General features: G+C 59.8%; 12 protein-coding genes. 9 read left to right on the forward strand and 3 right to left on the reverse strand.

Features of this window, described 5'->3' with window-relative positions; genetic code table 11:
• Positions 1-39: 39 nt before the first annotated feature.
• Together HMPREF3055_RS04300 and HMPREF3055_RS04305 are read right to left on the reverse strand one after the other, a co-directional pair.
• The gene (locus HMPREF3055_RS04300) at positions 40-1,458 is read right to left on the reverse strand and encodes an FtsX-like permease family protein (RefSeq protein ID WP_049353213.1); all 1,419 of its coding nucleotides are present in this window, start codon (positions 1,456-1,458) and stop codon (positions 40-42) included.
• Positions 1,458-2,420 carry an ABC transporter ATP-binding protein gene (locus HMPREF3055_RS04305; protein WP_049348983.1) on the reverse strand — a complete coding sequence of 321 codons (963 nt, stop codon included), beginning with the start codon at positions 2,418-2,420 and terminating at the stop codon, positions 1,458-1,460. The genes HMPREF3055_RS04300 and HMPREF3055_RS04305 overlap by 1 nt, the downstream gene beginning before the upstream one ends.
• Positions 2,421-2,685: 265 nt before the next feature.
• Here HMPREF3055_RS04305 and HMPREF3055_RS04310 point away from each other — a divergent pair, with 265 nt between their 5' ends.
• The 8 genes from HMPREF3055_RS04310 (at position 2,686) to HMPREF3055_RS04345 (ending at position 13,642) form a co-directional block, all read left to right on the forward strand.
• Positions 2,686-3,975, forward strand: coding sequence for a histidine phosphatase family protein (locus tag HMPREF3055_RS04310; protein WP_070738201.1), 1,290 nt, complete (start codon positions 2,686-2,688; stop codon positions 3,973-3,975).
• The gene (locus tag HMPREF3055_RS04315; protein WP_049358374.1) at positions 3,965-4,429 is read left to right on the forward strand and encodes a VanZ family protein; all 465 of its coding nucleotides are present in this window, start codon (positions 3,965-3,967) and stop codon (positions 4,427-4,429) included. Before HMPREF3055_RS04310 ends, HMPREF3055_RS04315 begins: the two co-directional genes overlap by 11 nt.
• Before the next feature lie 400 nt (positions 4,430-4,829).
• Entirely contained in the window at positions 4,830-5,621 is a 792-nt protein-coding gene (locus HMPREF3055_RS04320) for a DeoR/GlpR family DNA-binding transcription regulator (protein WP_049353963.1), read from the forward strand.
• Positions 5,621-6,571: a 1-phosphofructokinase family hexose kinase gene (locus HMPREF3055_RS04325; RefSeq protein WP_070738204.1), complete on the forward strand. Its 951-nt coding sequence runs from the start codon at positions 5,621-5,623 to the stop codon at positions 6,569-6,571. Before HMPREF3055_RS04320 ends, HMPREF3055_RS04325 begins: the two co-directional genes overlap by 1 nt.
• Positions 6,572-6,761: 190 nt before the next feature.
• Positions 6,762-8,768: a PTS fructose transporter subunit IIABC gene (locus tag HMPREF3055_RS04330; protein ID WP_070738208.1), complete on the forward strand. Its 2,007-nt coding sequence runs from the start codon at positions 6,762-6,764 to the stop codon at positions 8,766-8,768.
• A gap of 99 nt (positions 8,769-8,867) precedes the next feature.
• On the forward strand, positions 8,868-10,562 hold the full coding sequence (gene ptsP / locus HMPREF3055_RS04335) for a phosphoenolpyruvate--protein phosphotransferase (RefSeq protein ID WP_070738210.1): 1,695 nt from the start codon (positions 8,868-8,870) through the stop codon (positions 10,560-10,562).
• 234 nt (positions 10,563-10,796) lie between these two features.
• Positions 10,797-11,075 carry an HPr family phosphocarrier protein gene (locus HMPREF3055_RS04340; protein ID WP_005504506.1) on the forward strand — a complete coding sequence of 93 codons (279 nt, stop codon included), beginning with the start codon at positions 10,797-10,799 and terminating at the stop codon, positions 11,073-11,075.
• A 422-nt stretch (positions 11,076-11,497) separates the two neighbouring features.
• Positions 11,498-13,642 (forward strand): threonine/serine exporter family protein, encoded by a 2,145-nt coding sequence (locus HMPREF3055_RS04345; protein WP_070738213.1) that lies wholly within the window; start codon positions 11,498-11,500, stop codon positions 13,640-13,642.
• A gap of 152 nt (positions 13,643-13,794) precedes the next feature.
• Here HMPREF3055_RS04345 and HMPREF3055_RS04350 read toward each other — a convergent pair whose 3' ends face one another.
• Complete coding sequence (locus tag HMPREF3055_RS04350) at positions 13,795-14,466, reverse strand: uracil-DNA glycosylase (protein ID WP_070642327.1); 672 nt, start codon at positions 14,464-14,466, stop codon at positions 13,795-13,797.
• A gap of 169 nt (positions 14,467-14,635) precedes the next feature.
• Between HMPREF3055_RS04350 and HMPREF3055_RS04355 the strand changes: the two genes are divergently transcribed.
• On the forward strand, positions 14,636-14,959 hold the full coding sequence (locus HMPREF3055_RS04355; RefSeq protein ID WP_070738216.1) for a DUF3263 domain-containing protein: 324 nt from the start codon (positions 14,636-14,638) through the stop codon (positions 14,957-14,959).
• Positions 14,960-15,170: the final 211 nt, after the last annotated feature.

Below are 15,170 nucleotides of genomic sequence, written 5' to 3' on the forward strand. Positions count from 1 at the left end.
CCAGAACGAACGCAACGGGAGGGCAGAAGCTAAAACAGCTTAGAGAGCGGACACCGGCTTATGAGTCACCTGACGCATAAACGGAATGGTCGCCAACAGGCCCACATAGACCAGCGCCAGACCCAGCGCAATAGCGCCGAAGGTCATACCGAACATCTTCGTCAGAATCTCACCCGAAAGACCCTGCGCCGCAATCAACGCCGTCAGCGGCAGACCCAGCAGCGCAGAAACCACGCTAATGAGCACCAGCGGACCGAAAACCACGGTAAGGCGCGAAGCCTGCAACATCCTCGTGGGGGTACCCATCATATTCAGCGAAGAGTACAGCGAACCACGCTCGTAAATGGCGGCGCTCTGGTTCAACACTGCGGAGAGGGTGACCAGCAGGTACGAGAAGAACAGCATGAGCAGCATGCCCTGGAACATGTCCGACATGATGGTCATGAAGGGGCCGGCGGCGGGGCCTACCTCCTTCGCCGTTTTGTTCATCTCACCCGCCAGAATCAGGATGGGGCCGAAGAAGGTCACCAAGAAGGTCGACAGCGCCACACCCGAAACCTGACGCCACGCCCCGCGCGGGGACTCCAGCACCGCACGATAACCCAGCAGAACCGACGCCTTCTGGGTCATACGCACACGGATCTTTGCGTACGCCCACACCAGGAAGGTACCAATTAGGTCGATAGCAACCATCATCAGCAGACCCGGCAGAGCAATGAAAATCGCTAGGTTCTTAATCGCGCTATCGGCACCGCCGTCCTGGAAGGGTGAGAACATGCTAAAACCCTTCGAGGTCGAAGCCAGAATCATCACGGCAATGACCAGAACAACACCGATACCCAGAGCAATGTAACCGGCGGAACCGGCCTTCGCGCGGGTACGCACACCCAGCGGGCTGATGCTGACCTTCGCCAGACCGAAGAGGGAGCTGAGAGCCGCCAAAACCATACAACCCAGGAAGCAGTAGAAAATCACGCTCACCGGCAGGAGCATATTCTCAGCACCCAGCGGAACGTTCATGAAGTGTAAAGCGCCAAAGGGGAAAATCAGCACCAGGTAGAGCAACAGACCGATGACGAAACCCACAAGAGAGTACACCAGCGCGTCCGCAACGGACAGACCCACAATCAGGGTTGTGGAGGCACCAATCAGGCGCAGGGACGCCAGACGCTCATCACGGCGGCGGGCACTCAAACGAGCAGCCGAAGCGCCCAGGGTAAAGAGCGGAACAATCAGCACCAGAGCGGCAACCCACGCCAAACCCATGTAGAGCTTCTGAATGCCCATCAGGTTGATCATTTCGTGGTCAACGTTGGCGTGCTCAAGCCAAGTACTCAGCGCCTGAACACCACCGGCAACCGTCAAAAACAGTGCCGAGGAGGCGGCAAAAGCCAGCACGGGAAGAATCGCCTGCGAACTCCATAGGGTTCGCTTGGCGAGTAGAGCATAGATTTGCATTATGCACCTGCCTGAGACTGAGCGCCGAAGCTCTGAGCGTGGTTCTGGGAAGCGGGAACACCGCCCTGGTTATTGCGCTGATCGCTCACAATCTGACCGTCCTGCAGGTACACCACGCGGGAGCACGCCGCCGCCACGTTCGGGTCGTGAGTAACCACCAGCAGAGTCTTACCCTGCTGCGGAATCATGGTCAGCAGCAGAGCCATCACCTCACGCGCGGTCTTCGAATCCAGTGCGCCGGTCGGCTCATCCGCGAAAGTCACGGGGGCACCGTTCACCTGGGAGCGGGCAATCGCCACACGCTGAGCCTGACCACCGGACATCTCACCCATACGGCGGTCCAGCATCTGCCCCAAACCCAGACGGTTCAACAGATCAGCCGAAATGGAACGCGCCTGCTGGCGGGGAACACCGGCAATCATCGCGGCGAGGGAGACGTTCTCCTCCGCGGTCAGCTCGGGAACCAGCAGACCCTGCTGGAACACGAAACCAAACGAGTTAGCGCGCAGGGAGGTGCGCTCACGCTCGCTGAGGGACTCCACCGCCACCTGACCGGTCGGGCCGTTGAACAGCACAGAACCGGCATCGAGCTTGATAATGCCCGAGAGCGCGTGCAACAGGGTGGTCTTACCGGAACCGGAAGGACCCATAATCGCCACGGACTCACCGGGGAAAATATCCAGGCTCACGTTACGTAGCACCGGGTTATTGCCGTACGACTTGTGCAGGTTACGGGCAGAAATAATCGCGCCGCGCGCGAAGGGCGCCTGCTGCATCTGCTGAGGTGCCTGAGCCGGGTAGCCCTGCGGCTGGCCCTGATAGTAGCCCGCCTGGCTCTGCTGGTTAGGCTGACCCTGCTGAGCGGAATACTGACCGGCAGGCTGCGCCGCCTGCGGAGGGGTCATTGAGTACGGGTTCTGAGCCTGGAACTGCGGGTTCTGAGATTGAGGATTCTGCGTCATGACAACCTTCATTGGGTATGAACTAACGGAAGTACTCTTCTATCATCTCAGCTTCTCGGCAGCTCACCCCTCCGTCTGGGGGCTGAAAAATATGGGAAAACCCTGAAAAAATTCGCCCGACCGGGTGCTCAACCACCCCGCAGCTCATACCGCGGTATGAGTGCGCCTCAGCAGAAGGGATAAGCCGCGCACCCCTTGAACTGCACCGAGGCCTTGAACTGCGCGGCGGCCTTGAACTGCATGGAGGCAGTGCCATACTAGAAGGATGACCGACGCACAGAACACCCCCATCATCACTCCGGTAGCCGACCCCGAGGCAGGAACCCGCATCATCTTCCTACGCCACGGCCAGACCGACTGGAACATTGACCACCGCTTCCAGGGCGGCACCGACATCCCCCTCAACGACACCGGCAGAGAACAGATCCGCACCGCTATCGGCGCCCTGAAGCAGGCAGCAGCTGAAGGCACCACCGTGGACGCTATCGTCTCCTCGCCGCTCTCCCGCGCCGTAGAAAGCGCCGAAATCGTAGCCGAAGGCCTGGGCGTACCCTACCGCGGTGCCGTTGACGGCTTCCAGGAACGTTCCTTTGGCGACTTGGAAGGGCAGATCGCTACCCGCGAGCTGATCCTCGCCTCCCGCCAGTCCAACAATGCTTTCAATGTGGAACCGAAGAAGGACTTCCTCGCCCGCTCCCTCGCGGCGCTGAACCGCGTCCGCCGCGAATACGAGGGTCAGACCGTTGTGGTCGCCGCGCACGGCATGCTGATTGCCATGACCATGACCGCCCTGGTCGCTGAACGCCATCCCGAACTGCTCAACGAGGACGGCATCTACCCGATCCCGGTAAACGCCTCCCTGACCGAGGTGCCCCTGCAGTACCTGGACAACGCAATCGACCGCCTGGTTGTGCAGCATCTGGAACCTGAGCTGGGCCCCGAGGAAGTACCGGCGGGCGCCGAGAACACGACCCTCACCCTGATTCGTCACGGCCAGACCGACTGGAACAAGGCGAACCTGATGCAGGGCATCACCGACATTCCGCTCAATGACACCGGTCGCGAGCAGGCACGCACCACCGGCAAGAAGCTCGCCGACATGGGTCTGGAGTTCACCGTGCTGGTGTCCTCGCCGCTGTCTCGCGCCTACGAGACGGCGCAGCTGGTCGGTGAGCACTTCGATCTGCAGGTGCACAAGACCTACCCCGAGCTGGTGGAACGCGCCTACGGTGCCGGTGAGGGCCTGGACATTCCCGCCCCCGAACGCCGCGCCCCCGAACGCTACTACCCGAACGTGGAATCCGAACGCGACGTGTACATCCGCGCGGTGCGTACCCTGCGCAATATCGTGCGTGAACTCTCAGAAGACTCCGGCGACCAGAAGATTATTGCCGTCAGCCACGGCAGCTTCATTCGCCGCGCCCTCTCCGCCGCAGCCGGTGAAGAGTGGACCGTGACCGTGCCGAACGCCGAACCGCTCACGATTGACGTGCCGGGCCTGTTCGCGTGGGATTCGACCAAGCAGTTCGACGAGGTGGGTCGCCTTGTTTGGTAAAGGTTGGTCTGGCGCTCGCGTATGGCGGCTGATTCTCTGGCCGGTCACGGCGCTGTACTGCGCGGTGGTGGCGAGTATCGTGTTCGCCCCCGTGCACGTGGACGATAACGAGATGGGAGGCCGCCTGGCGCAGCTGCTGGATACCGGCCACGCCGAGGGGTGGCTGCCTGCGTTCATCACCTATTCGAGCATTGAGCAGCTTTCGAACGTCATCATGTTCATTCCGGGCGGTTTTCTTTTCGCCCTGCTACTCAAACCGAAGGCTCGCCCGCACGTGCTGTACTCGGGATTTTTGGTCAGCGCCTGCATTGAGACGATCCAGAGTTTCATGCCTGATCGTACCGGCGATCCGGTGGATGTGCTGATGAACGGTTCGGGTGCCCTGCTGGGTGCGGCGGGTGCTTTGGGCGTGCATCGTTGGCGTCGTGAACGTCGTGAGCGTCAAGGTAAATAAAGTTTTGTGCCCGGTGGAGGCGCTGGTTTCGAGGATTCTCGCTGAGGATTTTCGGAGCTGGCGCCTCCACTTTTTACCCTGTGAGGGCGCCGTGTAGGTGTTGGATACTGTGCGGATGAGGGGGGAGCGGGAAAACCCAACAGTTCATTAGGTCAAACAGACATAAACAGGCAGTGACCTCCGATATAGTGTGGTTTCTGTAGGGAACATTCGGGTAATATTCCGGTAAATACAGCGTTTTATATTGACTTACCCACAAAAACCCACATAAAATCAAGTATTACCCTCAAGTGTTCTGCTGGCTCACTGAAACCATGTCTCTCACGGTTATAAAAGCCGAGCAGAGCACAGAAAAGAACGCACAGATTTCCTCCCACTAGCCCAAAGGAACACCAGATTTATGTTCGCAGAAGAACGCCGTGCCGAAATTGCAAAGCTTGTTGCCTCCGCACGTCGTGTCAACGGCGCTGACCTTGCGCGCCGTTACGATGTGACCATGGAGACCGTGCGTCGTGACCTCGCCGCACTGGAAGAGGCAGGTAAGCTCCGCCGTGTCCACGGTGGTGCTGTCACCATTGAGCAGTCCACCTCCCTGGAGTCCTCCATCTCCTCCCGACAGGGCATGAACACCCCCGAAAAGCGCCGCATCGCCACCAAGGCATACCAGATGCTGCGCGACTCCGAGGCGGGCTCCATCGTCCTGGACGCAGGCTCCACCATCGAAATTCTCGCCGACCACATCGGCGCTGAGAACTTCAGCCTCAAGACCGGCAATGACCGCATCGTCATCACCCATGCACTGCACATTGCAGTCAAGCTCGCCGAAGCCGAAGGCGTCACCCTCGAGCTGGTCGGTGGCCAGCTGCGCAAGATGACCTGGGCTGCTGTTGGTGCACGCGCCGCAGAGCACTTCGGCACCATGCGCCCCGACATTGCGTTCATCGGTGCCAATGGCATTGAAGCGCATTTCGGCATCTCCACCCCCGGCATGAACGAAGCCATTGTCAAGACCGCGATCTGCAAGTCTGCTCGTCGCGTGGTCTTGCTCTGTGACTCTGCGAAGTTCGGTCAGGAATCTCTGGTCCGCTTCGCTGGATTCGAGGATATTGACACCCTCATTACCGATCGCGAGCCCGAAGGTGCCCTCCGTCAGGCACTTGAGGCCGCAAACGTTGAGATTGTGATTGCCTAATGATTATTACTCTGACTGCAAACCCCAGCCTGGACCGCACCATTGAACTGGGTGCGCCCCTGGCTCACGGTGCCGTGCAGCGTGCTGTCGGTGCCGTACAGGATCCCGGCGGCAAGGGCGTGAATATTTCGCGTGCCCTGCAGGTTTCCGGTGTGCCGACCCTCGCCATTGTGCCCGGTGAAGCAACCGACCCGGTGCTGACCGCACTGCAGGCTGTGGACGTCGAGTTCGCTAACCTGCCCACCGGCGAGCCGATTCGTTCGAACATCACCGTGGTTGACCCGGACGGCACCACCACCAAGCTGAACGCCCCCGGCACCGTTTTTGATGCTGAACTACGTCAGAAGCTGGACGAGCTGGTGGTTGAGCGTTCCAAGGGTGCCGACTGGGTGGTTTTGGCTGGTTCGCTGCCTCCGGGTCTGGAACCGACCTACTACTCCGAGCTGGTGGCGGCACTGCGCGCCTCCGGCTACGAGGGCAAGATTGCTATTGATACCTCTGAGGCGCCGCTGATTGCGACCGTCGCCGGTGAGCACAAGCCCACCCTGATTAAGCCCAACTCGGAGGAGCTGGCTCAGCTGACCGGTAGCGATAACTGGGAGGAGCTGGAGGCTAGCCCCGAGCTGACCGCCCGCACCGCCCAGAAGCTGCTCGGCGACGGCATCGAGTACGTGCTTGCCACCCTCGGCGGCGGCGGTGCAGTGCTGGTCACTGAGCAGGGTATCTGGCATGCTGTGCATGAGCCGATTCAGGTTCGTAGCACTGTGGGTGCCGGTGACTCGTCGCTGTCTGGTTTCTTGATTGCTCACACCCGTGGTGAGGATGCCCCCGGTTGCCTGGTTCAGACGGTAGCTCACGGTTCGGCTGCTGCTGCTCTGCCCGGTACTCGCATGCCTTCGCTGGAGCAGACCACTCCTGAGAAGGTCACTGTTCGTCAGCTGCAGCTCTAATTCGGGCTGTTTTCGCACCTCCAGCTTTTATTCTCAGAAGGGAATATAAGCTGGGGTGCTGTGCGCATATGTCGCACATATACGCACGCTGCACACTCAACACACACTGCGCACACTTTGAACTCATATAGGGGAGAAGCCCGGCACCGCTGAGCGAATCCCCGCCCCAACACATACCCGAGGAGGGAATATGTCTGATCTGATCACCGCAGATCTCGTCCTGCTGGACGAGAACCTCGGCGAGACCCGATTCGACGTAATTGCCAAGCTCGCCCAGGCAGTCGTAAATGCCGGACGCGCTACCGACTTCGAGCAGCTCTACGCGGCTGCCGAGGCACGCGAATCCAAGACTGACACCGGTATCCCCGGCGGTATTGCGATTCCGCACTGCCGCAGTGCCGCCGTCACCGAGCCGACCCTGGCAATGGCACGCCCCAACCCGGCAGTTTCCTTCGGTGCAAAGGACGGCCCCGCCGACCTGATTTTCTTCATCGCTGCACCCGATGGCGCTGACCAGGCGCACCTGAAGCTGCTCTCCACCCTGGCACGCTCCCTGATGAAGAAGAGCTTCACCGCGTCCCTGCGCGAAGCCTCCTCGGCTGAAGAGATTGTTGAGCTGGTCAACGGTGCGCTCGGCGTGGGCGAGAAGAAGGCCGAGGCCAAGCCCGCCGAGGCTGCACCTGCCGCACCTGCAGCCTCTGCTCAGGACACCCCCGCTGCTTCGGCTCCGGTGAAGAAAATTGTTGCTGTGACCGCGTGCCCCACCGGTATCGCTCACACCTACATGGCTGCGGACGCCCTCAAGTACGCTGCTGAAGAGCTCGGCTACGACCTGAAGGTTGAGACTCAGGGCTCCTCGGGTAATGAGAAGCTGACCCAGGCTGATATTGACGCCGCAGACGCCGTGATTTTTGCGGTGTCCGTGAACGTGCGTGAGCGTAACCGCTTCGCAGGTAAGCCCTTTGTTGAGTCTCCCGTCAAGCGCGGTATTGACGAGCCTAAGGAAATAATTGCGGAGGCTCTGGCTGAGGCCGAGAACCCCAACGGTGCACGCGTTGCCGCTGCCGCATCCAGCGGTGAGGACAGCGCAGGCGCTACCGAAGGCGCTTGGGGCTCGCGCATCTACAAGGCCGTGATGACCGGTATCTCCTACATGATTCCGTTCGTTGCTGCAGGCGGTATTCTGGTCGCCCTGGGCTTCGTTTTCGAGGCAATTACGGTGCCGAACCTTGGTGAGGTGAACACCAAGGCGATTCTCGAGTCGGCAACCCTGTTCAACCTCGGTGACGTGCACTGGACCCTGTACCTGGGTGCTGTTCTGCAGACCATCGGTGGTTTCGGCCTGAGCCTGATGGTTCCGGCTCTTGCCGCGTACATTGCGTACGGTTTGGCTCAGCGTCCCGGTATTGCTCCGGGCTTCATCGCCGGTTCGGTGGCTCTCGCGGTGAACGCGGGCTTCCTTGGCGGTATTGTTGGCGGTATTCTCGCCGGTCTGATTGCGTACGCTCTGGGCACCCTGAAGCTGCCTCGCTGGCTCGGCTCGATGATGCCCGTGGTCATCACCCCGCTGGTGACTTCTCTGGTTGCCGGCCTGGCAATGTACCTGCTGCTCGGTGCGCCCCTGGCGTGGGTTATGACCACCCTGCAGGATTGGCTGACCTCCATGTCTGGTGGCTCCGCTCTGCTGCTGGGCCTGATCCTGGGTGCCATGATGGCTTCTGACCTGGGTGGCCCCATCAACAAGGCTGCTTACCTCTTCGCAACCGCTGGCTTGTCCTCGGGCGCGACCGTGAACCAGGAAATCATGGCTGCCGTCATTATTTCCGGTATGGTTCCGCCGCTGGCTATGGCTCTGGCAACCACCCTGCGTCCCAAGCTGTTCAACGAGAACGAGCGTGAGAACGGTAAGGCTGCGTGGCTGCTGGGTGCATCCTTCATCTCTGAGGGTGCTATTCCCTTCGCTTCGGCTGACCCGGCTCGCGTGATTCCTTCGACCATTGTTGGTGGTGCTATCGCCGGTGCAATCTCCATGGGTGCGCACGTGGCTTCCCCGGCTCCGCACGGTGGTATTTGGATTATCGGTCTGGCACAGAACCCCCTGATGTTCCTGGTGGCTGTTGTTGCCGGTACCGTTGTTTCGGCACTCGTGTACGTGGTGCTGAAGTCTGTGGGTGCCCGCTCTAAGGCATCCGCATAAAGGCCGTATAACCTCACCTTCATTTGATCGTCTGTTTGCAGGCGTGAGCGTGAAAAAACACGTTACACTGTAGACAAACCACAGATAGGACATGAATTTATGACTACCTACAAGGGCGTCGGCGTATACGCCGGCCGTGTTATTGGCCCCGTTCTTCAGATGCCTAAGCCCATCGAGGAACCCAAGGACGGTCTGCGTCTGAGCGGCGAGACCGCCGAGGCAGCCGCACAGCGCATCAAGGACGCATCGGTCCGCGTCAAGGAAGACCTGCTCGCTCGCGCAGAGAACGCAGGCCGCGACGGCAAGGCTGTTCTGAAGTCCACCTCTCAGATGGCTACTGACCGTGCACTCATCAAGAGCGCTATCAAGCTGGTTGAGACTCAGGAGATGGCTCCCGAGCGCGCAATCTGGGAGGCTGCAACCTCTTTCGCAGACCAGATGGCTGCCCTGGGTGGCTACATGGCTGAGCGCGTCACCGACATCCACGACGTGCGTGCCCGCATTGTTGCTGAGCTGACCGGCCAGCAGGCTCCCGGCATCCCCGTCTCTGATGAGCCGTTCATCCTGGCTGCTATTGACCTGGCACCGGCTGATACCGCAACCCTGGACCCCGAGAAGGTTATCGCCCTGATTACCTCTGACGGTGGCCCCCAGGCGCACACCGCTATTCTGGCTCGCGGCCTGGGCCTGCCCGCTATTGTGGCGGCTAAGGGCGTGACCGAAATTGCTGACGGTACCATCGTCTACGTGGACTCCAACGAAGGCATCGTTGACACCGAGCCCACTGACGCTGACCGCGAAGCAGCTATCAAGTACGCAAACCGCAAGCCGGTCGCTGACTTCGACGGCAAGGGTGTGCTGGCTGACGGCACCCGCGTTGAGCTGTACGCAAACGTTGGTGACGGCAAGTCCGCTGAGAAGGCTGCAAGCCTGAAGGCTGAGGGTGTTGGCCTGCTCCGCACCGAGTTCGGCTTCCTGGGCCACGACGCTGAGCCTTCCATCGAGACTCAGGCTAAGACCTACAAGTCCGTGTTTGACGCATTCCCCGGCAAGCACATTGTGGTTCGTACCCTGGACGCTGGCGCTGACAAGCCCCTGCCGTTCCTGAACGTGAACCCCGAGGAGAACCCCGCACTGGGTGTTCGCGGTTTCCGTACCGACTGGACCGTTCCGGGCGTTCTGACCCGCCAGCTGGAGGCTATTAAGGCTGCTTCGGAGAACTCTGACGCTGACATCTGGGTTATGGCTCCGATGATTTCGACCACCTCCGAGGCTCGCAACTTCGCGAACATGCTCAAGGAGATTGGCCTGCCCGTTCACGGTGTGATGGTTGAGACCCCCGCAGCCGTGATGAACGCTGAGGCTATCCTGGGCGAGGTCGACTTCGTGTCCATTGGTACCAACGACCTGACCCAGTACACCATGGCGGCTGACCGCCTGCTGGGCGACCTGGCGCACCTGAACAACCCCTGGCAGCCTGCAGTGCTGAAGATGATCAAGATGACCGTTGAGGGTGCTCAGCGTGCATCGGTCACCGCGGGTAAGAAGAAGTACGTGAGCGTCTGTGGTGAGGCTGCTGCTGATCCGGCTCTGGCTGTTGTTCTGATTGGTCTGGGCGTTGACACCCTGTCCATGAACGCTGGCGCTATTCCCGCTGTGGCTGCGGTTCTGAAGTCTGTGACCAAGGAGAAGGCACAGCAGATTGCGGCTATCGCTCTGCAGCAGATTTCTTCTGCTGAGGCGAAGGAGAGCGCACGCAAGGCTCTGCCGATTCTGGACGAGCTGGGCCTCTAAGCCTTAAAACGATTTCGGGGCTGCCTGCCGCTCCTTGGTGGGGTGTGCTGGGCGGGTGCCCGGGTCCATAAAAATGCCGGGTGTAGAGTTTTATTTCTGCATCCGGCATTTTTGGTACTTGTTAGCGTATGGCTGAACGGTACAATTTATAGAGTAAGGGCGGGTCCTGAAGCGCCCCGTTCATTTAGAATAGGTACTGATATATTTCGGTTCCTTGATCAAAGGAGAAACATAATGGCAGAGCGCGAAGCCACTATTGCAAGCCGTGTTGGCCTGCACGCACGTCCGGCAGCTATCTTCGCTGAGGCAGCCGGCGACCTCCCCGTTGAGGTGACCATCGCAGCTAAGGGCGAGCCCGCAGATGAGGCTATGGACGCTGCATCGATTCTGTCCCTGATGTCCCTGGGTGCAAAGCACGGCGACGTTGTTGTCCTGCGCGCTGAGGGTGAAGGTGCTGAAGAGGCTCTGGACTCGCTGGTTAAGATCCTCGAGACCGACCACGACGCTGAGTAATTGACTTTCGCCTCTGAAGTGACCCTGAGCGGTGCGCTTCGGATGCTGTGAAGGCTACAGCCTTAAAGCGTGAATATCCCGTCACTTCGGTGGCGGGATATTTTTTTGTTATGAATAATTCATTTTTTATTGAGGTGTGAGTGGGGGTAGGTGGGGGATATTTCTCTGCAAATCTTAATGTATATATAACCTTTATTTTTCCTCGAAAATAGCTCTAGAAATATCTCCCAAAATATCTTCTGTGCAGTAATGACCTGGATTTCTCTTCATATCAATTCAATGAAGCCTTCTGCCGTAAGTGCCGCAGAGCGCTTTTTGCTCATAAAATCACCGGTCAGAAAAGTGATATTTCTGCTCTTCAGTGCTACCGCAGAATCGTGCCCTTGTTAGACTAAAAAGGCACTGTCTATCTGGGAGGGACATTGGCAGAATCGAGGAACACCCCCGCGACCCCCACATCGCGGGAAGCTTCGCATGCAGGTGAAGCAAACACTGCCGCAACGGAAGGAAGCGAGCAGAATACCACCGCGGGCTACATCGCCGGTAAACGCGGTTTTCCCCTGGTTTCACTAGACCAGGTCACCGACGAGAAATTGCGCCGCGTGCTGGCTCAGCATGCCGCCTCCGCGAAGAACTCCGAGGGCACCGTTAAGGCAGAAGCAGTGAGTGAGGTGCTCCAGGAAGCTGCTGCCGACATGGGCATTACCCCGCAGGAGACCGCAGAGCCCGATTGTGACCCGGAACTGTGCCCCCACGAGCACGATCATGGGGCACGCACCGTCATTGACCCCTCCCTCGTGCCTGATGACGACCTGGATGCGTACCGTGAGGACCCGAACCCCGTCACCTCCAGCAATATGGTGACCGAGGAGGCGCTGACCCGCCCCTCCCAGCCGGTGCCCATGACCGGCATGATTCCGCAGGTGCCCAACTCTCACGCAGCCCGACGCTACGGTGCGGAACCTACCGCAATGCCGAAGACCGGGCCTGTCTCGATGCCCACCACCTCCGTACCGCTGGTTGAGGGCGGCTCTCGCGGCCTGTTTGGGCGCGGTAGCGGTGGTCGCTGGGGTTCGCGTCGCTTCCGCTCCTTCGTGCGCACTGAGGAGGCGGCACCCGCCGCCCCGCGCGGTGCCCAGCGCATTGCGCAGCGCCAGTTCGTGCCGACGATTCGCTCTGAGGAGCATGAGCGTCGTGAGGCGTTCCGCCGTGAGAAGGAGTACGCCCGCGATACTCTGAACTTCACCCTGCGCCTGGCGGAGGCGATGTTCCACTACGGTGCGGACGCAATGGACGTGGACTCGGCGATTATTGCGGTCTCTTCGGCGTACGGGCTGGACTCGGTGGAAGTCGATATTACGAACCAGTCGGTGACCATCAACTACACGTCGGACCCCGATATTTACATGGAGTCCCGCATCGCCAAGCGCAATGCGAACGCTGAGGAGCGCTTTACCCATACCCTGGTGCGTGTGGTGCGTTCCTCCACGGAGAACTACGAGGCGCTTTCTGAAGTGTACGGCCTGATCTACAAGATCACTCGGGGCGGTATGACCCTGGAAATCGCCGATTTGAAGCTGAACCAGATTACGCACCGACCCAAGCCGTTCCCGCCTCTGGTGGTGTGGTTGGCGAACCTGGCGTGTGCCGGAACCCTGACGGCGGCGCTGGGTGCAAGTTTTGCGACGGCGTTGAGTGCGGCGATTATTTTTATTCCGGTGTACCTGCTGATTCAGTGGTTGAGTTCAATTGGTATTCCGGCGTTCTTCCGTATGGCTGCTAGTGCGGGTCTGATGACCTTCTTGGCGATTTGGCTGGGCGGTGAGGGATCCATTCTTTCGGTGTTGCAGCGTCAGGGGGAGGCGATTTCGGCGCCTCTGGTGGTGGCTGCGGGCATGATTATGTTCTTGCCGACTCCGCGCCTGGTGGGTGCCGTGCAGGACGCGATTAATGGCTTCCCGGTGACGGCTGCGGGTCGTTTCGTGTCTACGGGCATGAGCTTCTTGGGTCTGGTGGTTGGCATTGCGACCGCGGTGAGTGCGATCAATATTTTCAACGGCCCGACCCTGGATATTGAGCAGCTGCGTTTTGAGCCGACGACCCCGCTGGTGGCGTCGTTCTTCTTCCTGGTGGCGATTGCGACCTTTGCGATTACCTTGCAGACGAAGCTGGTGAAGGTCGGGTGGCTGATGGTCATTACGGGCTGCGGTCTGGCGGCGTATTACGGTTATGAGTTGCTGGCTGGCCCGAGTACGGGCCGCGGTCCGACGGCGTGTGCGGCGGTTGTGATTGGTGCGTTGAGCACGTATTTTGCGTACCGTCTGCATGTGCCTCAGGCGATCTTCTCGATTCCTGCGATTACGTTCTTGCTGCCGGGTCTGTCGTTCTTCCGCGGCATGTATCTGTTGACGGTTGAGACGGACGTGATTCTGGGTATGCAGAATATGATTACGGCGGTTTCGATTGTGGTGGCGATGGCTTCGGGTGTTGCGTTGGGTAATTACACGATGCAGTATGCGCTACAGCGTTTTACGACTCCGCGAAATGTGGAACCGGCTGATTCTTAGCCGTTTTTCAAGGGTATATAGCCGATATTGCATATATTGGATGTTGGGAGGGGGCGGTAGCCTGCGAGGTGAACTCACAAGCTACCGCCCCTTCACTATGCCTATTGCGCCAGCTCTCATACTGGCTCTTATGTTGCGCCTAGCGGACCGTCCTAGCGAACCGTCCAATCCACCGGCTCCGCGCCCTGCTGTACCAGCAAAGAATTCACCGTCGAAAACGGGCGCGACCCAAAGAAACCACGACGAGCAGATAGCGGCGAAGGATGCGCCGACTCCACGCTCGGGTAGGGCTGCAGCATGGGTGCGCACTTGCGCGCATCCGCACCCCACAGCAGGCCAACCAGCGGCTGGTTACGCGCCACCAGTGCACGGATAGCGCACTCGGTGATCTCCTCCCAACCCTTGCCGCGGTGCGAACCCGCATCAGACTCGCGCACCGTCAAAACCCTGTTGAGCAGCATGACGCCCTCATCAGCCCAGCAGGACAGGTCGCCGTGATCAGCCGGGGCGATACCCAAATCGTCCTGCAGCTCCTTGTAAATATTGTTCAGTGAACGAGGCAACGGCATACCGCGGTGCACCGAGAACGACAGACCCATCGCATTGCCCGGAGTAGGGTAGGGGTCCTGGCCAATAATGAGGACCTTCACCTGGCTCATCGGGCGGCGGAACGCATTGAAAATATCGGCGGCAGGCGGGAAAGTACGGTACCCCGCCGCGTGCTCTTCACGCAGGAAAGCGCCCATGGCGTGAATCTGCTCTTCGACGGGGGCGAGTGCTGCCGCCCAATCCTCGCTCATAATGCTGCTGAGGGGCTGGTTCATGAATCTCCTCGGGAATCTCCTGATGCTGATGCGACCCGGACGGTGACGGAACCGGGCGCGGGATGAACGTTTCTCCTCTAGACTGAGTTTCTCTTCTAGACTAGGGGATGACGGATACACGCGCTAGGAGACGCCAGCCGCGGCAGGCGAGCTGCAGACAGGAGGGAACGTGTCAGAACGGGAACGAGCTGAAACCGCGCAGACCCAGCCGGAACAGCAGACCCAGCCGGAAGCACAGAACCAGCCGGAAGCACAGAACCAGCCGGAAGTAGGGAGCCAACCCGGTGGCCTGACCCCGGTGGAGCGCCGCATCCTTGAGGTGGAGCGCCGCCGCTTCAAGCACCAGGGCTCCAAAGAGAAGGCGATTATCGCCGCCGGATTCACGCCCATTGCCTACTACCAGCGCCTGAACGTGATGCTGGACGATGAGCGGGTACGCGCCGCAGCGCCGCAGATGATTGACGTTCTGCGCGCCCGCCGAGACACTGACTAGGGGCTCAAACTGGGAGAGCCGTGCGAGCTTTCCAACTCCTGCTTTTAGCCCTGCGCACCTCAAGTTCAACCAGAGATTGAACACTGTGCGGTGTCCGTCTCTTTCACAGCCGGTTGCGGGGCGTTCACGTTGGTTCTCGCTAGTTGAGACGGTACTCTAGGTACTAGAACACCAAGACCGCACCTTCCGCAGCCGCGCCCGCGCGCCCGGT

The sequence above is a fragment of the Rothia sp. HMSC061C12 genome, assembly GCF_001815755.1.
GTDB lineage: Bacteria > Actinomycetota > Actinomycetes > Actinomycetales > Micrococcaceae > Rothia > Rothia mucilaginosa.